We start from the raw sequence: 26436 nt of genomic DNA, 5'->3' as shown, positions 1-26436 counted from the left end.
GAATGAACCGTTACCAGTATTAAGTGAGCCATAAGCGTTATTGACTGGGCCAGTTGCGGTACGATGTGCTGATTGACTATGCAAAACCTGCCTCCTGAGCCAATGCTTGATAAGCTTTCAGCGGATGCTCCGCATGTGTAATGGCACTGACCACGGCAATACCGTCAACGCCAGTTTTAGCCACGTCTCTAATGCGCGATAAGTTAATACCGCCAATGGCAACGGTGGGTATGCCTTCACACAGCTTCACATATTTTGCCAAGCGCTCTACACCTTGGGGTTTAGAGGGCATGTCTTTGGTATTGGTTGGAAATATATGACCAAGGGCAATGTAAGACGGGTTTAAAGCGCGAACCCGCTGAATTTCGGCGAATCCATGAGTTGAAATGCCCAGCCTCAGCCCGGCGCTTCGAATAGCGTTTAAATCTGCAGTGTCTAGATCTTCTTGACCTAGATGTACGCCATAAGCCCCTAACTCTATGGCTAGCTCCCAGTAGTCGTTAATAAATAACTGACAATTGGTGTGTTCCACTAACTCAATGGCCTCTTTTATCTGTTGGCGAATGTCTTGTTGTGAGCCTTTCTTTACCCTCAGTTGAATGATTTTTACGCCCGTTGGCCAAAGCCGAGCTATCCACTGAGCGCTGTCTACTATCGGGTAAATACCCAACTTGTTATGAGTGAGTGTAGGGAAGGAAGCATTGTCAGCTATTGTCGTTTCTAATCCCTTTTCGTTGTGTGGTGTGTTACCAATACCCGCTGCATTTCTATTAGAAGCAGTGTCACGACAATGAAAAGTGACCTGCGGAAAACTAGCCGCCTGCGCGGGAAAACCATTAGCCCTTGCGAAGTAAGCAGGTAGGCTAGAAGCTTCGTATTGATTTGAAATAGGCGTGATGGGGTGATTACTATCAGGTTCGCCAAGCGTGTTACGTCTCACTTCGCTCACATAAGCGTTCGCCAAGGTTAGCGCGTCTTCAATGCAATAGTCGTGAACGATGAATGCCGCAATGGCACTTGCAAGCATGCACCCCGTACCACGAAGATTACCTTTGCTGTTTTTTGGTTGCCTAAAATAAAGCGTGTGTGATGCGCACACAAAGGTGTCGCATATAGGGTCCTGCCATTGTGCATGACCGCCCTTTACATAAACGCTTTGTGCGCCTTTTCCAACAAGTCGATTTACTGCAGTTTGCAGGCTTTTGTCATCGTTAACAGGAAGGTGAGAAAGTGTCGCGAGTTCATCAATGTTTGGCGTTACCAAATCGACCGTGGTTAACAGTTCGTCGATCACGCTTTCACTTAAGTCGCTTAATACCCCCCCAGATGAAGAACACAGCACAGGGTCCCATATTACAAAGGGCCGAGGCGCTATTAACGACTGGAGACGTGCGCAAAGTAAAAGCGCTTGTTCATCGTTTGCGATAGCGCCTATTTTAATGGCGCGTGGTGGAGTATCTTCGTAAAGCACTTGCCACTGCTGGTTTAACGCAGATGCACTCATACTTTCTTTATTAAGCAGATGCTGGTTTGATTGCACAGTAAGTTGTGTAGTGAGCACGCAGGCATGGGCACTTAAATCGGCAAGCGTGATGGCGTCGCGGGTTATACCCGCGCCACCGCTTGAATCAACGCCGCCTATACACCATACCACCGGCAGCCTTGCGCTAGGTGGCTCTAGTATGGGTGTGGTTAGGTGGCTGTTTGTCATGGCAGCTCTACCTTGCTATCTGCAGTGTGATAAAGCTCAGCGCCCGATTGATTAAACGCATCAGCCATGTCTTTCATGCCTTTTTCTTTCTCAAGCTCTTGGGTTTCTGCTTGTTTAGCGACGTCACGTACTTCCTGAGAAATTTTCATGCTGCAGAATTTTGGGCCGCACATAGAGCAAAAGTGCGCAACTTTACCAGAGGCCTGCGGCAAGGTTTCATCGTGATAGGCACGGGCAGTGTGAGGGTCAAGTGCTAAGTTGAACTGGTCTTCCCATCTGAATTCAAAGCGCGCTTTCGACATAGCGTTGTCACGAATTTGTGCGCCGGGGTGTCCTTTGGCTAAATCGGCAGCGTGGGCCGCTATTTTGTAGGTAATAAGCCCTTGCTTTACGTCTTCTTTGTTAGGTAAACCCAAATGCTCTTTAGGCGTTACGTAGCAAAGCATCGCGCAGCCGTACCAACCAATCATGGCGGCGCCAATACCTGAGGTGAAGTGATCGTAGCCAGGTGCAATGTCTGTGGTAAGCGGGCCAAGGGTATAAAACGGTGCTTCGTGACAGTGCTTAAGCTGCTCTTCCATGTTCTCTTTAATCATGTGCATTGGCACATGACCAGGGCCTTCAATCATTACCTGAACATCGTATTCCCATGCAATTTTAGTTAGCTCACCAAGAGTACGTAATTCAGAGAACTGCGCATCATCGTTAGCGTCGGCCACGCTACCTGGGCGCAAGCCATCACCTAGCGACAGCGCCACGTCGTACTTAGCACAAATCTCACAGATATCACGAAAGTGTTCATACAAGAAACTTTGCTGGTGGTGGCTTAAACACCACTTCGCCATGATTGAACCGCCGCGAGATACAATGCCAGTAACCCGCTTTGCGGTAAGGTGAACGTATTCAAGCAGCACGCCGGCGTGAATGGTGAAGTAGTCTACCCCTTGCTCGGCCTGCTCAATTAGGGTGTCTTTAAACATCTCCCAGGTTAAGTCTTCGGATACGCCATTCACTTTTTCCAGCGCTTGGTAGATAGGTACGGTGCCAAGAGGTACCGGGCTATTACGCAGCAGCCACTCGCGGGTTTCGTGAATATTTCTGCCGGTAGACAAGTCCATGATGGTATCGGCCCCCCAGCGCGTTGACCACACCAGCTTTTCTACCTCTTCCTCAATAGACGACGTCACAGCCGAATTACCAATATTCGCGTTAATCTTTACTAGAAAGTTACGCCCGATAATCATTGGCTCTAACTCGGGGTGATTGATGTTACATGGAATAATGGCGCGGCCTGCTGCCACTTCCTGGCGTACAAATTCTGGCGTGATGGTATCGGGCAAATTCGCGCCAAAGTGCTCGCCTTTATGCTGTTGCGTAAGTTCGGCATCTTTAATGGCTTGGCGGCCCATGTTTTCACGAATGGCAATGTATTCCATTTCAGGGGTAACAATGCCTTGTCTTGCGTAGTGAAGCTGAGTGACGTTCTTGCCCGCTTTCGCTTTTAGAGGTTTGCGGCTGCGGATAAAGCGAAAATCTTCAGTAAAAATATCGTTTTCACGCTCTTTCGCAAAATTTGATGAAACACCCTCTAACTCAAAAGTATCGCTGCGCTCTTCAATCCACTTTTGACGAAGTGGACTTAAGCCTTTGTGAACATCTATGTTCTCTTGTGGGTCGCCGTAGGGACCCGAGGTGTCATACACCGGAATAGGTGGGTTCGGCTCTAAGATAGGGTTTTCTTCGGTGCCACCGATTAGGCTATCGTGCTGGTGGATAAGGCGCATGGCCACGCGGATATCGTTGCGGCTACCACTCTCGTAGTGGCGCGTTGAATTGGGGTAAGCTTCGCCCGCTAGTTCATTTATGAATTGTTGAGCTTGTTGGCGTTGTTCGCGTCTGTTCGACATAGCATTTGACCTTGTAAATTTAGGTTCTAAAAATGCTTGTCAGGAGTGAAGGAGAATACAGTATGTAAGAGCGGATAGGCGTTAGCCTATTACTATAGCGAAGTAGATTATAAAGGTGCTGGGTTTGAACCCGCTTAACTTCATGGAAGTTTGCTTTACAAGAACTTTAGCAATGCACTTTGAATTATAAACGGCATCATTGAAATTTGATGCTCTATCTCAAAGTGAATGCTTGGTGTCTGTTATAAGAGCAACAAACCACTAAGTAATCTAACCTTGCTTCACAATGCCAAACTGTTGCTTAACATCGTACACATTGTATTTTCTTGTTCCCTTCGCAGGTACTAGCCTGATCAGGTTCTACGGATCCCACTTTCGCGGTCTCAGCTTACTGGGTTACCAGTGAAGCACTCCGACAAGTTGTTTAAGTCAATTCGGGTTGTTGTTGAAACAACCCGAATTGAGAATTCCTTGTTACTATATCTTCAACTTTAGTTGAAATACAAGTACTACCAGAAAGCTAAACGAATATTCATTTAGCTAGCTAGTTGCTGTCCTTCCTTATAAAGCTGAAGGGCAGTGGCTGTGTCATGCTTGCGCTCACTAATGGCAGATAGCAGCAATAAGTCTTCTTTGCGCGACTCCATTTTGGTAGCTTTTAGCAAGGCTTTTTCAGCTAATACATCATCGCCCGAGTTGAACGCCACTTGGCCTAGTGTGGAATAAAGCTCAACGTTTTCTTCGTCCTGCTTTATCCAGCTTTCAAGTAAACGTAGTGATGGCGATGCATCAGGAATATTAAGCTGCGTGAGCAGCGGGAATAGGGCGCTATTCGGGCCACGTTTTTGCCATTCAACTAGTAAATTTTGTGCGTCGGCATGCATGCCTTGGTCAAGCAATTGCTGAATATAAGCGGCGCGATAAGCGTCATCGTGACGTAGTTTGCGAGGCAGGGTGTCCCAGTATGATTTAAGCTCAACGGCACCTTGCTTACTGGCAATTTCTGCAAACTTACCTTTAGCAATACGCTGGCTCCACGTGGTGTAATCAGCTTTTGGCAAGGCTTTACGCCAGCTTGATAAATTCTCTTGAAGCACCTGCCACTTACCTAGCTTGGCAAGAATTTGCGCTTTTAACTGCACAACCTGCTTGTTGTCACGATCTTGCTCGTCTAGTTCGTTAAGTTTTTCTAGTGCTGCATCAAACTTTTCTTCAGCGACATCAATACGTGCGTGCATGACGGTTGCGGCTACTTTCGCTTTCGGAAAGTCGGTGGCCTGAAGCAGAAAATACCGGGCTTTGGCTAGATCGTCGTTGGCAAAGGCAATTTGTGCCGAGGCCAAATAGTTTACGCCTTCAAAATCACCATTGGTGGTTTTGCCTAATGCTTTTTGCGCCGAATCAAAATCACCAGCGGCCATGGCGTGCAAGCCATCGTAAAATGCGCGCTTGCGTTTACGTTCACCTAAGCTACCAAACCACTTGTGGGAGCCCGTTATCAGGCTTAACGCCCACACAACAAGTCTCGATAGTACATACCAAGCAATAACGGCACCAATGACCAAAATACAAAAACTGATCACTGTCATTTCAATGGCTGTACTGCCAAGAGAAATAAGCACGTAACCTTTATCGCCAAGTAGCATTGGTCCAACAATGAGTGCAACAACGAATGCGGCTAATACCGCAAGGGCAATAGCTAACCATTTCATAGTGCGCTTGCTCCTTGTCCGAACACTTGCTTAACGCGGTTGTCCAATAAACGCTCTAGCGGTTTTTGTGACGCTAGCTCTGTTGGAATAGGGCGCGATATATCGGTGGCAATCAGGTTTTGTAATGCGTCGACAAAGCCAGTTACTTGGCTTTTTTCAGTATCGTATTTTTCAATAAGCAGCGTTTGTGCATACTGAAGCGATTGGCTGTAAAGCCCCGCATCGCCTTGAAGCGCAGCGGTTTGCGCGTGCATAAGCTGAAGGCGAAGCTGCTCTTTTGCCAGGAACTGCGCTTCTAATGACAGCACTGGCTCTACAGGACCCTCAATGGTTTTAACCGTAAGAAAATCGTTCACCAACGAACGCCACACCTTCGCAAGGTTGTCCTGCCAGTCGTCAGCTGACTCTGACAAGGTGGTGTCTTCTGCGTTAGCATCGTCAGGTTTTTCGAAGGTATCCAATGGCAGCTTATCGATTTGCGCAATCATGCCGGTAAGCGCAAGCGCTACTGAGCTTTGCGATACAGGGTTTAGCTGCTGTAGCGTTTGAATGTCTTCAGCTAGGCTAGCGCGAACGGGTAGTACCGACGGGTCAGCCAATGATTTTAAACGCTTATCTGCATTAACCAATAGCAAAATTGCTGTGCGAACATCGTTTTCCAGCCAAAGCTTTCTGCCCGCCATGCGAACCAAGTAATCAGCTTCTGCAATTAGCCAGTCAGCTGGGCGGCGGCCTTCCATATTGTTTAGCTGTTGAAGGGTAGACTCGGCCTGTAGGCTAAGTTTCTCATTCTCAGACTTAAGTTCATCTACCTTATCTTGTAGGGCTTTATTCGTTCGCGACACTGCTTCTAGCGACGCTAAGATGTCACTGCGCTCGCGCTCAATACTGTTTAACTTTGCTGTGTTGCTTTGCTGTGCGTTTGCGGAGTCTGCGCTAGCCGATTGCTGCTGCATGTAATACCAGTAGCCTGCGCCAGCCATGCCTATTACGGCTAAGAACAAAATGATTACAACGAACCACAATAGGCCGTTGCCTGATGATTTCTTCTTCTTAGCGCCAGTCTCAGTCGATTCACTCTGCGTGGCAGAAGACTCAATTACTTCTTTTTCAGCTTCCACTTTTACGAGTTCCTCTTTTTGTGGGCTATTTTCATTGTTGTTGGCCATTCAATACTCCCAGTTATCCTTTACCCAGGCGATGAGTGCCTGATCGGTGGCTCGCTGACAAACCGCTACCTCTTTAACGCCTTTGCTGTTAAGGGTTTGGGCGACTCGGTCACTCACTGTTAACCATTTAAAGGCTAACAAAGCGTTACCAAATTGTTCTATCAGTTGCAGTGCCATTGCCTCGCTTGTAGCGATAATGCCGCTAACTTCGCCCATTTTCCAACGTTTTGTGTAAATTGGGTGTGTAAGTAGCTCCCTTTTATAAACGCAAAAGCTATTTACTAAAATACCTTTTTCGTCTAATCCTTTTGCTATGGCTTCTCGTCCACCTTCACCTTTAATGATAACGACATGCTTACAGTTTGCCTCATTAAGCTGATGCATTGCCAGTATACCTTCGGATGTATGGACCTTTGGAGTAACGACATTCGCCGAAGAAAACGTTTCAAGGCCTGCCTGCAGTTTGCGCGCAGTGGCATCGCCAACGGCAATAAACAAAGGGAGAGGGAGGGCTGTGTCACGCAGCCCCGAAATAACACTATTCACAGCGTATACGCTGGTAACAATAATTGCGTTTACTGTATTTGAAGCTAAATATTCTGCCGCGGCTTCTCGTTCAGATGAGATATCGATAATATCAGAGGTGGCTACCCCTACCGCTTCAATGCCCGCCTGATCGAAAGCCGAAGCACTTGCTTTTAATTTTGGCAGTGGGCGCGTGAACAGAAGCATATTATCGAACTCTCGTCCTTTTAAGTTTGCGGCGCATTCCTATGTGCGTAGGAATGCGCGCTTCTACTAAATATAACTTAGTTATAAAGTGCTTTAAGAATTTCTCCGGCACCTTGCTCTAAGAGGGCTTCCGCTACTTCAACACCTATGTCTGCGGCTTTTTCTCGTGACGCGGTAGCCGACGCAAACAGCAGTTCGGAGCCATCTGGTTTTCCAACCATACCCGTTAAGGTTAGTACGTCGCCGTCTAGGGTAGCAAAGCTACCGATAGGTACTTGGCAGCCGCCTTCCAGTCTTTCGTTCATGGCGCGTTCTGCGGTAACACGGGTATTGGTATCTGAATGATTCAGTGCTTGTAGCAAGTTAATTAGCTCTTCGTCGTCGTTACGGCATTCAATACCTACTGCACCTTGGCCTACAGCCGGCAGCGAAATGTCGGCAGGCAGCGGCATACGAATACGATATTCCATTTCAAGGCGAATAAGGCCTGCAGAAGCTAAGATAATGGCGTCGTATTCACCGGCGTCGAGCTTGGCTAGGCGGGTATTTACGTTACCGCGCAGGTCTTTAATGACAAGATCCGGACGATATTTGCGAATTTGGCACTGTCTGCGAAGGCTAGATGTGCCGACAACTGCGCCTTGTGGTAACGCATCTAGGCTATCGTGATCATTAGATACAAAAGCGTCAAACGGGTTTTCGCGCTCACAAATAGCGTGCAAACCAAAACCTTCTGGAAACTCTACCGGAACGTCTTTCATTGAGTGAACCGCGATATCAGCACGACCTTCTAGCATGGCTATTTCAAGCTCTTTAATGAACAGACCTTTACCGCCAATTTTCGCCAGCGGCGTATCTAAAATTTTATCGCCCTGGGTACTCATAGGCACAAGCTCAACGGTCATTGATGGATAATGCTCCATTAATTTTGCCTTCACATACTCTGCTTGCCAAAGCGCTAGCGCGCTTTTTCTAGTAGCAATTCGAACGGTGCGGGTAGTGTTGAGGTGACTCATGGCTATTCCAAACTCTGTAAAAAAAGAAACTTAAACGCTGTAACACAACGTTATACGAGATACTTCGTAGTATACGCATTTTCTAGGTTAATGTTTGAAATTAGGCGCAGTTTTCTATTTGGTCTTTGTGCACATATACGTCTATGCTGTAGTTGGACGAAGTGTCTGCTTATAAATCCGGGGAGTAGAGTTGTTAGATGGACAACACGCCAATTGGTCAATTACTAAGAAACGCACAACAAGACGAAGCTGAAGTAAAAAGGCGCAAACTGACGTTGTATTTTATTTCCTATGTTGGTGGCACCATAATCGCATTTATGGCGTGGCTTAATTTTGGTACAAATAACCCATTGTTGGTTAGTGTATTAGCTACATCTGCCACCGTTATTTACCTTAACGTTGCGCTTTCACATATTTTCCCCAAAAGTGACGTATTTTATTACGTCGCGGGGCTCATCGTTCTATTCACTATCAATGCGTTGGTTTATACAGGCGGGCTGAATAACACGGGCTTGTACTTCATCTTTCCATTGCTTTTTATTCAGATAATAGTAGTGCGATTTAAGCCCGCTATGCTCTATGTTGCGGTCACCATAGGGCTGTCTATTTACATGCTCTATAACCAAGACGTTATTGTTGCAAAATATCCTGCTGAGCATGTTTCACGATTTTTAATTGCCACATTCTGTTTCATTTGTGTTGCCTTTATTGGTGAAAATTTTTGGCATAAAAGCCGAAAAGAAATGCTGCGTGAAAACTTAGAGCGAATGAAGCAGGCGAACACAGACCCGCTAACCAAGCTCCCAAATAGACGCTTTCTGGAAGCGGTCTTTTTTGAACGTGCCATGAAAGATCCTGGCGCCTATTTTCCCCTAACCGCAGTGGTTGTTGATATTGACCACTTCAAAAAAATCAACGACACCTATGGGCATGATATTGGTGATGAGGTGCTAATCCACTTCACTAACATTATCAAAGGTGCTGTTAGAGCATCTGATGTTATTGCGCGTACTGGTGGTGAAGAGTTTTTAGTACTCTTTCCTTTGGCGCCTTTGAGCCAAGGCGTAAAACTTGCGGAAAAAATGAGAAAAGTGGTTGAAGAGAGTCCATTTGTAGAAGGGGATATCAGTCACAGTATTACCGCCAGCTTTGGCGTAGCTACCGCACTTACCGATGACAAACTGCACGCTAGCTTAAAACAAGCCGACGACAACCTGTACAAAGCCAAAAATGGGGGCAGAAACCGCGTTGCTGAATAGCGCGATGTTTGTAACGACCTGTTTGGCATCTTAATGCCATGTATGAACGCAACGCGTGAATATAACGGTAGTACCCGCAAAGGCGCTCGGCGCAGTGTGATATTTAGCCCTGTAGCTAGCTATCACACTGGGTATGGCATTGTTGAGTAAGGCATCGTAAAAGTTAGTTTAAAACCTTCTGAAGCCAAGCGCTGATATCGTTTAGTTCTTGCATGCAGACATTATGCTGCATTGTATACGTCTGCCAAGTAGCGTTAAAACCGCTCTCATTTATCGTTTTAAATGCCGCGTTGCCCATAAATACCGGTACCACTTCGTCCTGGTCACCGTGGGCCATCATAATAGGCGTTTCACGGTTGGTGTCTGTTGCCTCACTTGCAAGTAGCGATGGCTCACACATGTAGGTTGATAGCGCGATAACGCCAGCAAATTTACGGCTATATCTAGGCGCTAGGTGAAGTGCAATCACACCGCCTTGAGAAAATCCGGCAAGCACTATGCGTTCACTGGGAATGCCACTTTCAATTTGCGCTTCAATCAGTGCTTCTACCTGCGCAGCAGACTCTTTTACGCCTTCGAAATCGGCACGACTTTCGAAATCTAATGACTTGATGTCGTACCATGCACGCATTCGCATCCCACCGTTAATGGTAACGGGGCGCTCAGGTGCATGGGGAAAGAGAAATTTGACCGCCATTGATTCGGGAAGTTTAAGTTCAGGCACGATTGGCGCAAACCCGTGGCCGGAATCGCCTAAACCGTGTAGCCAGATAACGCAGGCATCAGGCGTAGTGGATGGGTTTATCTCTACGCACGGCAGAAGTTGCTGAGTCATTCTTTATTTCCTAGTTTTGTTGTTGCTTTACCACCAATGGTTATCCTTTCTCATGGGCAATCTCTGTCTTTTCCAAAAAAATGGGGTCAGAGTACTTTTTCTACCACCATCATTCTCAGAAAATTATTATTGTTATTTATTTTGCTAACACCGGTCTGCGACTAAAGAGTATGCACCATCAATGGATAAACCAGATGATCGCAGTTACAGCGCAATAGGTTCATATGCTATCATTGCCACTTGAAATCACCACATTTTGATAGAATTTTTATATCCTATGGCTTCACTACTCGGTAATTTATTTATTCTTGCTGCTCCTTCAGGGGCAGGAAAATCAAGCCTTATCAAGGCACTAATGGAAAAGTATGAAGGCAATGCAGCCACGCCTATGCAGGTGTCTGTGTCTCATACCACACGTCAACCGCGTCCGGGTGAAGTAGACGGTGTCCATTACCATTTTGTAAGCCGAGAGCAGTTTGAAGCACTTATCGAACAAGGCGTATTTTTTGAGTACGCAGAAGTGTTTGGCAATTATTACGGTACATCCCGTGTGACTATCGAGCAAACATTGCATCGCGGTATTGATGTGTTTTTAGATATTGATTGGCAGGGCGCTCGCCAAGTCAAAAAGCTTATGCCAGATACATGCGGCATTTTCATTCTTCCACCGTCACTTGATGTATTAGAACAGCGTTTGAATAATCGCGGCCAAGACAGTGAAGAAGTCATTGCGGGGCGTATGGCACAAGCAGTAGCAGAGATGTCTCACTTTAGTGAGTTTGATAGCGTGATCATCAACGATGATTTTGCGACGGCATTGAGTGACTTAGAAGCCATTGTGACAGCGCAGCGTTTACGAACAGCAAAACAGCAGATGCGTCATCAAGTGCTATTGGACGAATTGCTCGGTAGCGCGTAAGCTTAACCAAACAATAAGCGTTTTGTTTAAAACTGATCCCGATCGCTGTATATCTTGCACGATCTGACTGCTTCAATTTCAAACAAAATGCTAGGATCGCGCTACGTATCTGTGTATACTACGCGGCCGTTTTTTGAATAACTTGCTCAACCTAATTTTCGGAGAAATACATGGCTCGCGTAACTGTAGAAGATGCCGTAGATAAAATTGGTAACCGCTTTGACCTAGTGCTTGTTGCTGCACGCCGTGCACGTCAAATTGCCACTGAAGGCAAAGATCCTATGGTTGACGTTCAAAACGACAAGCCAACTGTTACAGCACTTCGTGAAATTGAAGAAGGTTTTGTAACTGCTGCAACGCTTGAACAAGCAGAACTTCAAGCCCAAGAACAGCAAGAACATGCTGAATTTGCATCAGTAGCAAACATCCTATCTGATCAGTAAGACCTCTTTTTAACGGTTTTATCGGTATTTTGGCGCCAGTGCTTTGAAAAAAGCACTGGCGCTTTGCTTTTGGTGTATTGGCTTATTGCGCATTTAAACGTATTCTTAGGGTTGTAACGTTAGATAAGGGTCACGCTCCACTGTGTATTTGTTTGAAGGTTTAAAGCAGAAAGTTTTAGAGTATTTGCCAGCTGAACGCGTACAGCAGGTTCAGGAATCTTTTGTGCTAGCCCAAGAAGCGCACGATGGACAAATGCGCTCAAGTGGCGACCCGTATATTACTCACCCTGTAGCTGTTGCCGGCATACTGGCCGACATGCACCTTGATCACGAAACGATCATGGCGGCACTTCTTCACGACGTTATTGAAGATACCCATTACAGCAAAGAAGATTTAGCTGAAGCGTTTGGTGATACCGTTGCAGAATTGGTAGAAGGCGTTAGTAAGCTTGATAAACTTGCCTTTAGTACCAAGCAAGAAGCGCAGGCGGAAAACTTCCGCAAAATGATGATGGCCATGGTGCAAGACATCAGGGTTATTCTTATCAAGCTTGCCGACCGTACCCACAATATGCGCACGCTGGGCTCGCTTCGCCCAGATAAGCGCCGTCGTATCGCACGCGAAACGCTAGAAATATATGCGCCTATTGCCCACCGTTTGGGTATTCACGATATTAAAAATGAGCTTGAAGACTTAGGTTTTCAGGCCATGTACCCCATGCGCCATCGCGCATTAAAATCTGCTGTTCGTCAGGCCCGAGGCAACCGAAAAGAAATCATTGAAAACATTCGCGAAGAGCTTAAGACGCGCCTTGATGCCTACGAGATTGAGTCTGATGTATTAGGCCGCGAGAAGCACCTGTATTCCATTTACCGAAAAATGAAAAACAAAGAACTGATGTTCAACGAGGTAATGGATATTTATGCGTTTCGTATCGTGGTTAAATCAGTAGATAACTGCTATCGCGCGCTTGGCGCTATGCATGGTTTATACAAGCCAATTGAAAATCGTTTTAAAGACTATATCGCTATTCCGCGCACCAACGGCTATCAGTCGTTGCATACGTCATTAATTGGCCCGCACGGCATTCCTGTGGAAATTCAAATTCGTACCCAGGAAATGGACCAAATGGCGGATAAAGGGGTAGCGGCCCACTGGCTTTACAAAGAGCCAGGCGATAATGGCACTACTGCACAGCTACGTGCTCGCAAGTGGATGCAAAGCTTACTTGAACTTCAGCAGTCAGCCAGTTCATCGTTTGAATTCATCGAATCGGTGAAGACTGACCTGTTCCCTGATGAAATTTACGTGTTTACGCCAGACGGCCGTATTATCGAATTGCCAATGGGCGCAACCGCTGTCGATTTTGCCTACGCCGTGCACTCTGATGTGGGCAATACCTGCGTGGGCGTGCGCGTAGAGCGCAGAAACTTCAGCTTAAGTAAGCCTCTTGAAAACGGCCAAACCGTAGAAATTATTACCTCGCCAAAAGCGAAGCCTAATGCGAATTGGCTGAACTTTGTGGTTAGCGCCCGCGCGCGTACCCGCATTCGTCAGTACCTTCGTAAACAGCACTCTCAAGAAGCCGTGAACATGGGTAACCGTCTACTTCGTCATGCATTAGGTGCAGTGAAGTTAGATGATATTCCTAATGAAGACATTGAACGTGTGGTGGCAGAAACCAAGCATGCTAATTTTGACGACCTATTGGTAGATATCGGCTTAGGTAACGAGCTAAGCGCTATCGTGGCTCGGCGTTTATTAGGCGAGAGTACGACGGATCTGTCTGACAAGAAAGGCAATGTGGCTATTCGTGGTACAGAAGGCCTGCTTGTTCACTACTCTCGCTGTTGTCACCCTATACCTGACGATGAAATTGTAGCCGTATTAAGCCCAGGTCGCGGTATGACCATTCACCAAACTGGCTGTAACAATATTCGCAAGCTTACCCGTGAAGAGCCTCAGCGCGTGCTACCTATGCAGTGGGACGACAATCCGCAGGGTGAATTCAAAGCGTCGCTACGCATTGAGTTGTTTAACCATCAGGGCACACTGGCAACTTTAACGAACACTATTTCAGGGTGCGATTCCAATATCATTGGCCTGCAAACTGAAGAAAAAGAGAGTAATATCTACTTTATCGACCTAGAACTTACTACGCACAACCGTGTGCACTTGGCCCGCGTGATGAAGAAAATACGCACCATGCCAGAAGTTCAGAAAGTGTCTCGTCATAGTCAATCACGACACTAATTACTACACTATTTAGGAACTACTATGTCTAAGTCTATTATTCAGACCGATAAGGCACCTGCTGCTATTGGTACTTACAGCCAAGCAGTTAAAGCAGGCACTACCGTTTATCTTTCAGGCCAAATTCCTTTGGTTGCCGAAACCATGGAAATGGTTTCTGACGACTTTGAAGCGCAAGCGGTACAAGTTTTTGAAAACATTAAAGCGGTGTGTGACGCTGCTGGCGGCACTACAAACGATTTAGTGAAAGTGAACATCTTCCTTATCGACTTAGGTCATTTTGCAACGGTTAATGAAATCATGAGCCGTTATTTCACTAAGCCTTATCCTGCGCGTGCTGCAGTTCAGGTGTCGGCACTGCCTAAAGGTGCACAAATTGAAATTGATGGTGTAATGGAACTGCCGGAGTAAGCCATGTCACCTGAGCGTTACCAGCGCATAAGACAAGTGCTGGAAAGAAGGCAAACTGACCTTACGGTTTGCCTTGAAAATGTACACAAGCCGCATAACGTATCTGCTGTAGTGAGAACCTGTGATGCCGTTGGCATTCATCGCGTTCACACCGTGTGGGAAAAGAAATATCAGTTTCGTCGCGGTACGGCTATGGGCAGTCAGCAGTGGGTGCGCCAAACCAACCACGACAATATCAATGACGCGATGGCTGAGCTAAAAGGCCAGGGTATGCAGGTGCTGGTTACTCATTTATCCGATACCGCTGTCGATTTTCGTGATATTGATTACACCAAGCCTACGGCTATTTTGTTTGGTCAGGAGAAATACGGTGCCTCTGATGAGGCTAAAGCCATTGCCGATCAAGACATCGTTATTCCCATGATGGGCATGGTGCAGTCGTTGAACGTATCGGTGGCCGCAGCGCTAGTGCTATACGAAGCTCAGCGCCAACGTACCATAGCGGGCATGTATAACACTCAGCAGTTACCCGAAGAAGAGTGCCAAGCATTGGCCTTTCAAAATGGTTACCCGCGTTTGTATAAACTATGCCAACGCAAAGGTTTGCCTTTGCCTGCTATTAACGCCATTGGTGAAGTGGATGCCGACGATAGCTGGTGGCGAGAAATGCAAATTACTAAAGCAGAGGCTAACGCGCTAGAAGCCGACTGAGAACTAACGTACTAGTTTTGCTTTTACTATCACTTTTGCATAGGCCAGCGTAAAAAACTGGCCTAAAGCGTACTCGCCAACCCCTCAACAATCCTTTACACTTCTTTTCCTATAACACGTTGAATAACACCAGCTTGTGCCAATTCAAAGGTTAAATAGTTAATGTTCCAAAAGAAGGATATCGCTTGATGCAAGCACTGGCCACTACCCCCATTACTGCGCTTAAAGGCGTAGGCGCTAAGGTGGCAGAAAAGCTTAACAAAATAGGCTTGTTTACCCTTCAAGATATACTGTTTCATCTTCCTCATCGCTACGAAGACAGAACCCGTATTTACAGCGTGGCTGAGTGCCGCCCGTTTACCCATGTAAGCGTGCAGGGCGAGGTAATGAGCGCCGACATTCAGTACGGTAAAAAACGCATGCTGGTGGTTAAGCTTAGCGACGGCACGGGTACTATCACTCTTAGATTTTTCCACTTTGGCGCAGTACAGCGGTCAATTATGACACCGGGAAACACGGTGCGCTGTTTCGGTGAAGTGCGTACTGGCAAGTGGGGCATCGAAATGATGCACCCCGAATTTAAATTAGTGGATGAAGACGCGCCACCCACTGAAGAATCACTAACGCCAGTTTACCCCACCACGGACGGTGTAAAACAGTTAACCCTCCGCAACTTAACTGACCAGGCCTTAAAACTTCTAGATAAAGGAGCGCTGGCCGACCTACTGCCCGACGGTATTTACGATGACCAAATTAGCCTCAATGAGGCGCTTCATTTGGTGCATCGCCCACCACCCGATGTAGACGTACACGAAATGGAAGAGGGGCTTCATCCTGCTCAGTATCGTTTAATATTAGAAGAACTTCTGTCTCATCACTTAAGCGTGCTTAAAGTACGCAAGCTATCTGACGCGCAGCCTGGTATTCCTATTAAAGTGAATCAGCCGCTTATCGATAAAATGCTCGCTCAGCTGCCGTTTTCACCAACGGGTGCACAGGCTAGAGTAGTACAAGACATTCAAAAAGATATGCAGCACGCACGGCCTATGATGCGCCTTGTACAAGGGGACGTGGGCTCGGGTAAAACCTTGGTTGCTGCACTGGCCGCGCTTTCTGCCATTGGTGCAGGACATCAGGTAGCATTAATGGCACCCACAGAGCTGTTGGCAGAACAGCACGCGAATAACTTTCGTGGCTGGTTGGAACCACTTGGTATTGAAGTAGGCTGGCTTGCTGGAAAGCTAAAGGGTAAAGCCCGCAATGAAGTTTTAGCTCGCTTAGAAGCCGGAGACATTCAAATGTTGGTGGGTACTCACGCTATTTTCCAAGAGAGCGTAAATTACCAGCAGCTAGCACTGGTTATTGTGGATGAGCAGCACCGCTTTGGTGTACATCAGCGCTTGGCCCTTCGTGATAAGGGTGAACAGCAAGGTCGCTATCCTCATCAGCTGATCATGACGGCTACGCCTATTCCAAGAACGCTGGCCATGACAGCCTATGCCGATTTAGACACCTCGGTTATTGACGAACTGCCCCCAGGCAGAACACCGGTGCAAACCGTGGTGCTGCCGGATACACGCCGCGCCGATGTGATAGAGCGCGTACGTCAGGCTTGTAAAGAAAACGGCCGCCAAGCCTACTGGGTGTGTACGCTAATTGATGAGTCGGAAGTGTTGGAGTGTCAGGCAGCAGAAGACGCTGCGGTTACTCTTCGTACTGCGCTGCCAGACTTACACGTTGGTTTGGTACACGGGCGTTTAAAGCCTGCAGAAAAAGCGCAGGTTATGGCCGACTTTAAAGACGGTAAGCTAGACTTATTGGTAGCGACTACCGTTATTGAAGTAGGCGTAGACGTACCTAATGCCAGCATCATGATCATTGAAAACCCTGAACGATTGGGCTTAGCGCAGCTTCACCAGCTAAGAGGCCGAGTAGGGCGTGGTGCGGTGGAAAGTCAGTGTGTACTTATGTACCAGAGTCCACTTTCGAAAACCGCTACTCAGCGCCTTGGCGTATTGCGCGAGTCTAACGACGGTTTTTATATTGCACAGCGCGATTTGGAAATTCGTGGCCCAGGTGAATTTATGGGTACTAAGCAAACGGGAATGGCCGAGCTTAAAATAGCAGACCTAGTACGCGACGCTGCTCTTATTCCAAAAGTTCAAGAAATTGCCTATACCCTTTGGGATAAATACCCGTCTCACGCTCAAGCCATCATAAATAGATGGATAGGGCATAAGGAGCAGTACGGCCATGCTTAATAGTGTGCCTTTGGTTGTATGTGATAACAGCAACAGCGCTAACGCCAATAGCGATGACGCAGGGCTAATTGACGCGATTAGCGAAAAGTGGGGTTTTCCTGTTGTTAGCAGTAGTGAAAAGCCTAGCGAAGGCCTGTATTTGCAGGTACAAAACGGCGTGCTTGGTCTTGCCGACGCAGGTGAGAAAAAAGTGAATCCGGTAGAGGTTGATTTTGCTTCGCCAGCTAGTTTGTATCGCAAGCAGCACGGCGGTGGGCGCAAAGAGCCCATTGTTAAGGCCATTGGTCTTAAAGGCAATGAAGTATGGCACGTAGTGGATGCAACGCCTGGGCTAGGTCGTGATGCCTTTGTTTTGGTGAGCGTTGGCTGCAAGGTCACTATGATAGAGCGATCGCCCGTGGTTGCTGCCTTGCTTGAAGATGGTATTCGCAGATTAGCGCTTAGTTTTCCGGAACTTGCAGCTAAAATGTCGCTTCAACATGGAAATAGTGCTGAGGTAATGCAATACTTCTCTGGTGAGAATGTGAACGCTATTTACTTAGACCCCATGTTCCCACACAAAAAGAAGTCAGCCTTGGTGAAAAAGGAAATGCGGCTGTTTCAGCAACTGCTTGGTCATGACCCAGACGCAGATGCGCTGTTACCGCCAGCACTAAAGCTAGCTACGCACCGGGTAGTGGTTAAACGCCCAAACAGTGCAGACGTGCTGGCAGGAATAAAAGCATCAATGGCTATTGAAAGCAAAAAACACAGATTTGATGTGTATTTGTGTCAAAAAAATCTAGGAGAGTAGCATGATACAAGTTGGGGGCACTTTGCCTGAAGTAGATTTTAGCCTTTTAGTAAATGGCGAAATAACTAACCCAGGAACGAACGAGTTGTTTTCAGATAAGCGCGTTGTACTATTCGCTGTACCCGGCGCTTTTACACCTACTTGCTCACAAGCTCATTTGCCAGGCTATGTTGCGCTTGCTGATAAGCTTAAGGCAAAAGGTATTGATAGCATTATTTGTCTGAGTGTGAACGATGCATTCGTTATGGATGCGTGGGGTAAAGCAAACAATGCAGAAGAAATTACCATGCTGGCCGACGGCAATGGTTTCTTTACCAAGCAAATTGGTTTAGACATGAGTACAGGTAACTTCGGTGGCTTACGTTCGCTACGCTATTCTATGCTTGTAGAAGATGGCGAAGTGAAAAAGCTAAACGTTGAAGATCCTGGTCGTTTCGACGTGAGCGATGCCCAAACCATGTTAGATAGCCTTTAATTTTTTAAAAAGCGTTAAATACTCAAAGCCCGCAACAATTGTTGCGGGCTTTTTTCGTTTAGCTTTTTGTGAATATTCATTAATTCATATATGCGTATACTTGGTCGCTATTTTCATTAAAATGTAACCCAACTATGATCTAGCGTTTTGCAAATTACGTTGAATATCAAAGTGTTCAGCGAGGGTTAATGAACTAACCTGCATTATTCTGAGTTAAAAACGTAGAGAAACTAAAGGCTCGCGTAAGGCTCATGCACTGCGTTACGTAGCATGTAGCCTCGTTTAGTTACCTTTACTTGATTAATGATAATAAGTATCATTTGCGAGAAAAGACAAACGGTTTAGGAAAAAATATGACAATAACACTGAAAAAAATAAGTGCTTTAGTAATGGCTTCGGCCGTTACTTTCTCAATGTTCTCTACTCAGGCGCTTGCTAACGGTGCAATTGGTGATCACGTAAACAACTTGCATGCGCATATTGGTGAGTACACCGAAGAAGTACATTGGTTAGAAAGTAAGTTTGGCAGTGTTGTTGATGCGTATGAAGCAAAAGATAAATCGCTTAAAACAGACGCGTTAATCGAGTACTGGGAAGAAGTGGACTTTCACTCAGCTATCGAAACCCAATACGTGCCTATCTATGCTTCTATTTGGCAAGGTATTTATGGTGTAAAGGTAGCTATTGATGAAGGTAAGCCAGTTTCTGACGTGCGCGTAGAGCAAGAGAAGCTAAATCATGCCTTGTGGCAGGCGCTAGGCGCAGTTAAACTTGCGTCTCAATATCAGAAGAAAGGTCTGGTAGGCAAGGTTCAAACCACTGAAAAAGAGCCGACTACAGGGCCTGAAGTTATCGACGATATCAAAACACGTCTTGATCGCGTTGTCGCTAAATATGCAGAGCAGCTTCACGAGGTTGCAACAACACTAGTGCACGACACCTACCTTCAACGTTTTGAAGGTGTAGAGGGTGACTTGATTGCAAAAGACGCAGCCTTGGTTGAAGATCTAGAAAAAGATTTTAACGTAACGCTTCCGCAAGCCATTTCGAAAGATACTGGCGTAGACGCGGTACGCAAAGTTGTAGAATCTATGCAGGCTAAACTTGATCGCGCTCGTACACTGCTAGTTGAAGTAGAACAAAGTCGTAAAGACGTATTTTAAGGAAGGGGTATGCAACGTAGAACATTCTTACAAGGCTTAGCAGCAGCCGGTGCATTGACTGGTTTGCCGTTTAGTTTTGCCCACGCTATGACCCAAACTGGCAGTGTGTCAGTTGAGTCTTTACCTAAATTAGAAGGTGATCTCACACTCTATTTAGGGCGTGGCGAAGGCGGTCTGTATGAGAATGTTCTAAAAGCCATTGAAAAGCGCAACCCCAAGTTGAACCTAAAAGTTAGACGCGGCGGCTCAGCAGCACTGGCAAATACCATTGTTGCTGAAACAAAAGCTGGCGTTAAACGCGCTGATTTGTTTTGGGCTGTAGACACCGGTTCTATTGGCGTTGTTACTGATGCTGGCGCTGCAAAGCCATTGCCTGATGACTTGCGTTCGCAGCTTCGCGAAGATTTTCAGTACCCTAGCTGGTCACCGGTAACTGGGCGTGTGCGTACACTGCCGTATAACACAGAGCGCGTTAAGCCCGAACAAATCCCAGAAAGCGTAATGGCGTTAGCCGATAGCGATTTAAAAATTGGCTGGGCGCCGGCTTATTCATCATTTCAGTCTTTCGTCACCGCCATGCGTATTTTGGAGGGCGATAAAGCAACCAAAGCTTGGCTTAAAGGCATTAATAAGCATTCGAAAAAGTATGCGGGTGAACTTGGTGTAGTAATGGGCGTTGAACGTGGTGAAGTAGATATTGGTTTTGCCAATCACTATTACACGCTTCGCCTTAAATCGGGTAAACCAAACGCAAATGTGGCCCTTGCTTACAGCAAAGGCGATGCAGGTTGCTTGGTTAATGCGTCTGGCATTGTGGCATTAAGCGACGGTGACTTACCGGTTAACTTTATCCGGTATCTGCTGTCGCATGAAGTGCAGTCTTACCTTGCTCGCGAGGCATATGAAATACCTTTGGTTCAAGGGGTTGAACCACCACAAGGCTTAGCGGATTTAAGCACGCTTTCGCCACCTGAAATGGATCTTCGTAAACTGGCTGATTTACGCCCAACACTTAACCTTATGAGGGAAGTTGGCGTACTGTGACAAACTGGCCAAAGTCGTATCCACTGGCACTACTTATTGCGCTGATGGCTTTATTGCCCGTCGGCGTTTTGTTTTCTTTAGCTCAAGATAGTGCGCAGCTTTTCGATACCCATAACCTACGTGTTCTAGGCAATACTATTTCATTGGTAGTGCTTACTATCATTGGTTCGGTGCTTATAGGCGTACCGCTTGCCTTTTTAACCGCCTATGTGCAAATGCCGTTCAAGCGCTTCTGGCTAATTCTACTTGCTGCGCCACTGGCGTTGCCTAGCTATATTGGCGCATTCGCCATGTACTTCTCATTTGGTATTGGCGGAGAGATTGAAAACGTTCTAGGAATTAGCACACCCCCTATTAGCGGCTTGTGGGGCTCGGCGTTGGTCATGAGCCTATACACCTATCCCTTTGTAATGATGACAACACGCTCGAGCCTGTTGAGTTTAGATGCAAGCTTAGTTAACGCGGCGCGTACGCTAGGTCTGTCGTTAGGTGCTAGCTTATGGCGTGTGGTGCTACCGCGTGTAGTAAACAGCGTTGCCGCGGGGGCACTTCTTGCTGCGCTTTACGCGTTATCTGATTTTGGCACACCCGCAATAATGGGCTTCGACACCTTTACCCGCGTTATTTTCGTTGAATACAACGCTTTTGGTTTAAGCCAAGCGGCCATGCTAAGCCTGCAGCTTATGGTGATTGTTGGGCTTATTCTGTTTATAGAAAGCCGTATAGGCGGGGCACAAGAACGCCCAGGAAAGCACTTATCCTTATTTCCTGCACGCTGGCAGCGCAACCTCATGTTGCTTGCGACCATGCCTGTTGTCTTTATGGCTATTGTACTTCCTCTAGCTATCTTCACGTTGTGGTTAGTGCGAGAGGGCACAGGCGGCTTTGAATTAAGCTATGCATGGAATTCAGCCCATGCGTCATTTATCGCCGCGATTGTGGCCGTGCTACTAGCCATTCCCGTTGCTCACGCGGCTATTGCGGGTAAAGCTGGGCGATTTATGGAGCGCATTACCTATTTCGGCTTTGGTGTACCAGGTATTGTTATGGGAACGGCACTGGTTTACGTGGGCCTTAAGTACTTACCTGCGCTGTATCAAACCTTAAGCTTATTGGTTATGGCCTATGTATTGCGTTTTATTCCTCTTGCAGTGGGAAGTGTTAGAAGCACCGCCGAGAATATAGATTCGGGCCTAGTGAAAGCTGCCCGCGTACTTGGCGCTAGCCAAAGAGAGGCCTTTATACGAGTTACGCTGCCCTTAACCCTTCGTGGTATGATTGCAGGGGCGGCATTAGTGTTTTTGGAAGCCATGCGTGAACTGCCCGCTACATTAATGTTAGGACCTACAGGTTTTGAAACCTTAGCCACTTATATGTGGCGTGTTTACGAGGCGGGCTACTTTGGACGCGCTGCCGTACCTGGGCTTCTATTGGTTTTATTATCTGGTGTGGGGCTGGTTCTCATGCTGTCGGGCGAAAGAAAAGCCCAGTTTACCGTTACCGAGGATGATCGTTCGTAATGCTTAGTGTAAGTAATTTGTCAGTGAATTATGGGTCTACCCGCGTTGTCGACAAGTTAAATCTTGAGCTTGGGCAAGACGAAATCCTTATGTTGGTAGGGCCAACCGGCTGCGGTAAAACCACTATTTTACAAGCATTGGCAGGGCTTATCCCTATTTCAGAAGGCGCAATGAGCCTAGGTAATTGGGAAAGTACAGCAAGCAAACACGTGCCGCCTGAAAAGCGAAACGTGGGCATGGTGTTCCAAGACTTCGCGCTGTTTCCCCATCTTACTGTTCAGCAAAACGTATGCTTTCGATTAAAAGACACTAAGCTTGCCGACCATTGGCTTAAATTATTAGGCCTAGATAATTTCCGCGATGCCAAACCTGCACGCCTTTCCGGTGGTCAAAAGCAGCGTGTCGCGCTAGCCCGCACTCTTGCGCACGAACCCTCTTTCGTCCTACTCGATGAGCCTCTTTCTAACTTAGATGCAGCGTTAAAAGACAGCTTGCGTTGGGAAATTCGCGATGCGCTCAAAAAGGCAGGCGTGCCTGCAATTTGGGTAACTCATGACCAAGAAGAAGCACTAAGTGTTGGTGATAGAGTAGGCATATTAAATAAAGGTGTATTAGAGCAATTAGACACCCCTGAAGCCTGTTACTCATCGCCAGCCAGCCGCTTTGTGGCGCGTTTTATGGGTGAGGCAAGTTTCTTAAGTGCAACCTTTGATGCTAGTGAAGTAAATACAGACAAAACGGTCGTTACTGAAATTGGCAAGGTGCCTGGAACGCCACTTCAAGGTGCTAACGGCAACGTAGACTTGCTGGTGCGTCCTGACGATTTAAGCTTAGATGCCACACTTAGTGAAACGAACTGTACCGTTGAGTGGGTGCGCTATGAAGGCGAAAGCCGCCTTTATGCCGTTCTGCTAGATAGCGGCGATGAACTAAAGGTACGCGTAAGTCATGAAAACGCCATTAAGCCAAATACTCGAGCGTTCGTTCAGTTAATTACTACGCACCCCTTGGCCGTGTTTCCTAAAAAAGATAAAGCATAAGTCGGTTCATAACTGACTAAAACCAGAACATAAAAAGGGCAGCCAATCGGTTGCCCTTTTGCTTACTAGGACGTTATTTCTTACCTGCGCGCTATGCGTTTTCGTTTACCACAATCACTTTACGGTGTGGGAAAGGAATTTCAATGTTAGCTTCATCTAGCGCTTTCTTTACCTGCTCTGGCACTGAGAACAGGATGTCGAAGTAATGCTCGCCGTGACAGAATGGACGCACAATGAAGTCTACTGAGCTATCGTTAAGAGTAGACACTTCAACAAATGGCGCTGGATCTTTAAGCACGTGCGGGTGGTCTGCTAATACTTTATCGATAACAGCGCGGGCGGCATCAATGTTTTCGTTGTAGGCAATACCAAAGGTCATGTCTACGCCACGAATTTCATGATGAGAGTGGTTAACAATTTGCTCGCCCCAAATTTGGCTATTTGGAATGATAATTTGCTTATTATCAAAGGTTTGCAAAATAGTAGTGAATAAGTCGATTTCGGTTACCTTACCGAACTTACCCGCGGCATCCACAAAGTCATTCACTTTATAAGGGCGGAAGATAAGTAGCATGACACCTGCAGCCAAGTTAGACAGTGTGCCTTGAAGTGCTAAGCCTATCGCCAAACCTGCGGCACCTAAGAGGGCAATAATAGACGCGGTTTGTACACCAAAGCGATTAAGTACTGCTATACCCACAAATGCAAGAATGGTGTAGCGCGCTACACTACCAAAGAACTTAAAAAGGGTGTCATCAAGTTGAGGGTGGCTATTCGCAATGGCGACAATAGCGTTATACACCTTGCTTGCTACCCAAAGACCAATAATTAGAATGGCTAGGGCTAGAAGTATATTGGTGGCCCAAGCTAATGCTGCAGGCAGATACTCATTAATATCGAGTGATGCTAAGAACTCTTCCATGGATACAATCCTCTGTAATTTGTGAAGTAGTTACTGCTTGATTTGTTCGTTTGTTCGTTAAAATTGAGTTGCACCTCAATCTTGGAGCGTATTTATAGAGGAATTAAAATTTCTTTAGTATTGTTAAAAAGTATTAAAACCCATAATTTTCTACTAAAGAACTAGATTAAATTTACAGTAAGATTGGGCTTTGCGTTGTGCAGCAAGGCTTATTACGTATAATCCCGAACTCTTAACCTACGCTTGAATGAGCGTGAGTATTTTTGGCTTGATGTAAGGTGAATACAGAGTGATTAAGCGCGATGTTATTGTTATTGGAGCAGGTGCAGCAGGGCTTTTCTGCGCGGCACAGGCAGGCGCGCGAGGTCGCAGCGTAGAAGTACTCGATCATGCCAAAAAAGTTGGCCGTAAGATCCTTATGTCAGGGGGCGGACGCTGCAATTTCACCAATATGTATGCAGAACCCGCCAATTTCTTATCGCAAAACCCGCACTTTTGTAAGTCGGCATTAAGCCGCTATACCCAGTGGGACTTTATCGGTTTGGTTGCCGAACATGGTATTGCCTATCACGAAAAAACCTTAGGTCAGCTATTTTGTGATGGCAGCGCAAAAGACATCGTCGATTTGTTGCTTAACGAATGCAATAAAGCAGGCGTGACCATTACTACTCGCTGTGAAATTACAAGCGTAGAAATGGTTGAGGGTGGGTACTTACTAACTACGTCGAACGGCGAATATAGCTGTGAGTCTCTAGTAATCGCGACCGGTGGTTTAAGTATGCCAAAGCTGGGGGCGACGCCATTCGGTTATAAAATTGCGCAGCAATTCGGCCTGAACGTATTACCCACACGGGCCGCTCTTGTGCCCTTTACCTTACACGATAAAGACAAAGAGACGCTGGCAGAGCTTAGCGGTATAGCCGTTGACGTGTACGCCAGCTGTAACGACACCACGTTTAAAGAGGCAATGCTCTTTACCCACCGTGGTTTGAGCGGCCCTGCTATGCTCCAAATTTCAAGTTATTGGGAGGCGGGTGATAGCTTAAGCATTAACACACTGCCCAATGACGATGCCACTGCACTTATACAAACTGCTCGTACCGAAACACCAGATGCCTTACTTGCTACCTGCTTAAATAAAGTATTCCCTAAGCGTATGGTGCAAAGTTTTATTGAATATCATAACTGGCGAAACGTGCCAGTGAAGCAGCTTACCCACAGCGAGTGCGATGCTATTGCTGACACATTAGAAAATTGGCAAATAAAGCCAAACGGCACAGAAGGCTACCGAACAGCAGAAGTCACCATTGGTGGCGTAGACACCAACGAACTTTCGTCAAAAACCATGATGGCCAAAAACGTCGAAGGCCTTTACTTTATAGGCGAAGTAGTAGACGTTACTGGTTGGCTCGGAGGCTTTAACTTCCAGTGGGCGTGGAGTAGCGGCTGGGCAGCGGGGCAAGTGGTTTAAAACGACATACCAATTGCTAACCCAGCAACAACGGCGCTTTTGTGGTTTCGGTGGTAATCGTAATGAAGCTGGGGTGATACGGTAATGCCCGACATTTCAAATTCATACAAAAAGCCCAACCGGGCTACTTCCATTTTATGGCTGCCGTGAAATTCAACGCCAGGGCCAATTTGTGCGATAAAATTGTTGGTAATGTGAAGGTCGGCGACGAGTAAATAAGTGTAGGCATCTAAATCTTCAAACGCGTATTCAGCAACAAAACCCACCCCTAAGAAATCACTTAGCCGGTATTCATAATCAATACCCAACGTAAACGCGTTACCACATTCTTTCGTGTAGGTCGTGCCCACAAGAGCAGACAAGTGGTGAGGGGACGTTTGCCAATGATGAGCATTTCCATGTGCTGCCTCTTTAGCTTCAGCAGCGGGTGTAAATACCAAGAAAGTGGCCATACCTAAAAGTGTTGGTACTCGCATAATGGAGCTCGCTTTATTACTTGTGACTTCCTAGAAGATTAAACCTCTAGCACTTAGCTAAGCGTAGGAGGTATACCTCATTTTCACCAATGAACTTTAGTTGTAGTCATTGTTAGGGCATAGGAATGAACGCAAGGCCCCTTTTCTTGGCTGCTATCTATATTTGTGATTTACCGCTAAGGTATAGAGGCA

Annotated in this window: 23 protein-coding genes and 1 riboswitch; of the genes, 14 read left to right on the top strand and 9 right to left on the bottom strand. The window is 46.6% G+C overall.

What is annotated here, in order from left to right:
* Positions 1-76: 76 nt before the first annotated feature.
* The 6 genes from thiE to hemC all read right to left on the bottom strand — a co-directional run bounded on the left by thiE (position 77) and on the right by hemC (position 8247).
* Positions 77-1711 carry a thiamine phosphate synthase gene (gene thiE / locus ACXAER_RS09325; RefSeq protein WP_474828627.1) on the bottom strand — a complete coding sequence of 545 codons (1635 nt, stop codon included), beginning with the start codon at positions 1709-1711 and terminating at the stop codon, positions 77-79.
* Entirely contained in the window at positions 1708-3618 is a 1911-nt protein-coding gene (gene thiC, locus ACXAER_RS09320) for a phosphomethylpyrimidine synthase ThiC (protein WP_474828625.1), read from the bottom strand. The genes thiE and thiC overlap by 4 nt, the downstream gene beginning before the upstream one ends.
* Positions 3619-3931: 313 nt before the next feature.
* Positions 3932-4043: riboswitch (TPP riboswitch) on the bottom strand.
* Positions 4044-4154: 111 nt separating this feature from the next.
* Positions 4155-5330: a heme biosynthesis HemY N-terminal domain-containing protein gene (locus ACXAER_RS09315; protein ID WP_474828623.1), complete on the bottom strand. Its 1176-nt coding sequence runs from the start codon at positions 5328-5330 to the stop codon at positions 4155-4157.
* On the bottom strand, positions 5327-6499 hold the full coding sequence (locus ACXAER_RS09310; RefSeq protein ID WP_474828621.1) for a uroporphyrinogen-III C-methyltransferase: 1173 nt from the start codon (positions 6497-6499) through the stop codon (positions 5327-5329). The genes ACXAER_RS09315 and ACXAER_RS09310 overlap by 4 nt, the downstream gene beginning before the upstream one ends.
* Entirely contained in the window at positions 6500-7231 is a 732-nt protein-coding gene (locus ACXAER_RS09305; protein ID WP_474828619.1) for a uroporphyrinogen-III synthase, read from the bottom strand.
* Positions 7232-7308: 77 nt separating this feature from the next.
* Entirely contained in the window at positions 7309-8247 is a 939-nt protein-coding gene (gene hemC, locus ACXAER_RS09300) for a hydroxymethylbilane synthase (protein WP_474828617.1), read from the bottom strand.
* Between the two features lie 197 nt (positions 8248-8444).
* Between hemC and ACXAER_RS09295 the strand changes: the two genes are divergently transcribed.
* The gene (locus ACXAER_RS09295; RefSeq protein ID WP_474828615.1) at positions 8445-9506 is read left to right on the top strand and encodes a GGDEF domain-containing protein; all 1062 of its coding nucleotides are present in this window, start codon (positions 8445-8447) and stop codon (positions 9504-9506) included.
* 163 nt (positions 9507-9669) lie between these two features.
* On the opposite strand, the gene ACXAER_RS09290 is transcribed toward ACXAER_RS09295, so the two are convergent.
* The gene (locus ACXAER_RS09290) at positions 9670-10341 is read right to left on the bottom strand and encodes an alpha/beta hydrolase (protein ID WP_474828612.1); all 672 of its coding nucleotides are present in this window, start codon (positions 10339-10341) and stop codon (positions 9670-9672) included.
* 277 nt (positions 10342-10618) lie between these two features.
* On the opposite strand from ACXAER_RS09290, the gene gmk reads away from it, so the two are divergent.
* From gmk to ACXAER_RS09230, 12 genes are all read left to right on the top strand, one after another.
* Positions 10619-11260 (top strand): guanylate kinase, encoded by a 642-nt coding sequence (gmk, locus tag ACXAER_RS09285; protein ID WP_474828610.1) that lies wholly within the window; start codon positions 10619-10621, stop codon positions 11258-11260.
* 170 nt (positions 11261-11430) lie between these two features.
* Positions 11431-11703, top strand: coding sequence for a DNA-directed RNA polymerase subunit omega (rpoZ, locus tag ACXAER_RS09280; protein WP_015065914.1), 273 nt, complete (start codon positions 11431-11433; stop codon positions 11701-11703).
* Between the two features lie 142 nt (positions 11704-11845).
* A complete protein-coding gene (gene spoT, locus ACXAER_RS09275) occupies positions 11846-13957 on the top strand; it encodes a bifunctional GTP diphosphokinase/guanosine-3',5'-bis pyrophosphate 3'-pyrophosphohydrolase (RefSeq protein ID WP_474828607.1) in 2112 nt (703 codons plus the stop codon).
* A 24-nt stretch (positions 13958-13981) separates the two neighbouring features.
* On the top strand, positions 13982-14368 hold the full coding sequence (locus tag ACXAER_RS09270; RefSeq protein ID WP_014975316.1) for a RidA family protein: 387 nt from the start codon (positions 13982-13984) through the stop codon (positions 14366-14368).
* A 3-nt stretch (positions 14369-14371) separates the two neighbouring features.
* Positions 14372-15079: a tRNA (guanosine(18)-2'-O)-methyltransferase TrmH gene (trmH, locus tag ACXAER_RS09265; protein WP_474828605.1), complete on the top strand. Its 708-nt coding sequence runs from the start codon at positions 14372-14374 to the stop codon at positions 15077-15079.
* Positions 15080-15267: 188 nt separating this feature from the next.
* Complete coding sequence (gene recG / locus ACXAER_RS09260) at positions 15268-17340, top strand: ATP-dependent DNA helicase RecG (protein WP_474830549.1); 2073 nt, start codon at positions 15268-15270, stop codon at positions 17338-17340.
* A complete protein-coding gene (locus tag ACXAER_RS09255; protein WP_474828603.1) occupies positions 17333-18133 on the top strand; it encodes a class I SAM-dependent methyltransferase in 801 nt (266 codons plus the stop codon). The genes recG and ACXAER_RS09255 overlap by 8 nt, the downstream gene beginning before the upstream one ends.
* 1 nt (position 18134) lies before the next feature.
* Positions 18135-18608, top strand: coding sequence for a peroxiredoxin (locus ACXAER_RS09250; RefSeq protein ID WP_136783182.1), 474 nt, complete (start codon positions 18135-18137; stop codon positions 18606-18608).
* A 353-nt stretch (positions 18609-18961) separates the two neighbouring features.
* Entirely contained in the window at positions 18962-19771 is an 810-nt protein-coding gene (locus tag ACXAER_RS09245; protein WP_474828601.1) for a hypothetical protein, read from the top strand.
* 9 nt (positions 19772-19780) lie between these two features.
* Entirely contained in the window at positions 19781-20815 is a 1035-nt protein-coding gene (locus tag ACXAER_RS09240) for an extracellular solute-binding protein (protein ID WP_136783180.1), read from the top strand.
* A complete protein-coding gene (locus tag ACXAER_RS09235; protein WP_474828598.1) occupies positions 20812-22335 on the top strand; it encodes an ABC transporter permease in 1524 nt (507 codons plus the stop codon). The genes ACXAER_RS09240 and ACXAER_RS09235 overlap by 4 nt, the downstream gene beginning before the upstream one ends.
* Entirely contained in the window at positions 22335-23375 is a 1041-nt protein-coding gene (locus ACXAER_RS09230; RefSeq protein WP_474828596.1) for an ABC transporter ATP-binding protein, read from the top strand. Before ACXAER_RS09235 ends, ACXAER_RS09230 begins: the two co-directional genes overlap by 1 nt.
* A 91-nt stretch (positions 23376-23466) precedes the next feature.
* Here the strand turns inward: ACXAER_RS09230 and ACXAER_RS09225 are convergent, their stop codons facing one another.
* Positions 23467-24297, bottom strand: coding sequence for a mechanosensitive ion channel family protein (locus tag ACXAER_RS09225; RefSeq protein ID WP_474802956.1), 831 nt, complete (start codon positions 24295-24297; stop codon positions 23467-23469).
* Positions 24298-24586: 289 nt separating this feature from the next.
* On the opposite strand from ACXAER_RS09225, the gene ACXAER_RS09220 reads away from it, so the two are divergent.
* The gene (locus tag ACXAER_RS09220) at positions 24587-25768 is read left to right on the top strand and encodes a BaiN/RdsA family NAD(P)/FAD-dependent oxidoreductase (RefSeq protein ID WP_474828594.1); all 1182 of its coding nucleotides are present in this window, start codon (positions 24587-24589) and stop codon (positions 25766-25768) included.
* Here ACXAER_RS09220 and ACXAER_RS09215 read toward each other — a convergent pair.
* Positions 25765-26244 (bottom strand): hypothetical protein, encoded by a 480-nt coding sequence (locus tag ACXAER_RS09215; protein ID WP_474828592.1) that lies wholly within the window; start codon positions 26242-26244, stop codon positions 25765-25767. The two genes, ACXAER_RS09220 and ACXAER_RS09215, sit on opposite strands and share 4 nt — an antisense overlap.
* Between the last annotated feature and the right edge of the window lie 192 nt (positions 26245-26436).

The organism is Alteromonas sp. AWJ4_199, from assembly GCF_056159165.1.
The sequence above is the reverse complement of the archived record's forward strand: the minus strand, read 5'-3'. Positions and strand labels throughout refer to the sequence as shown.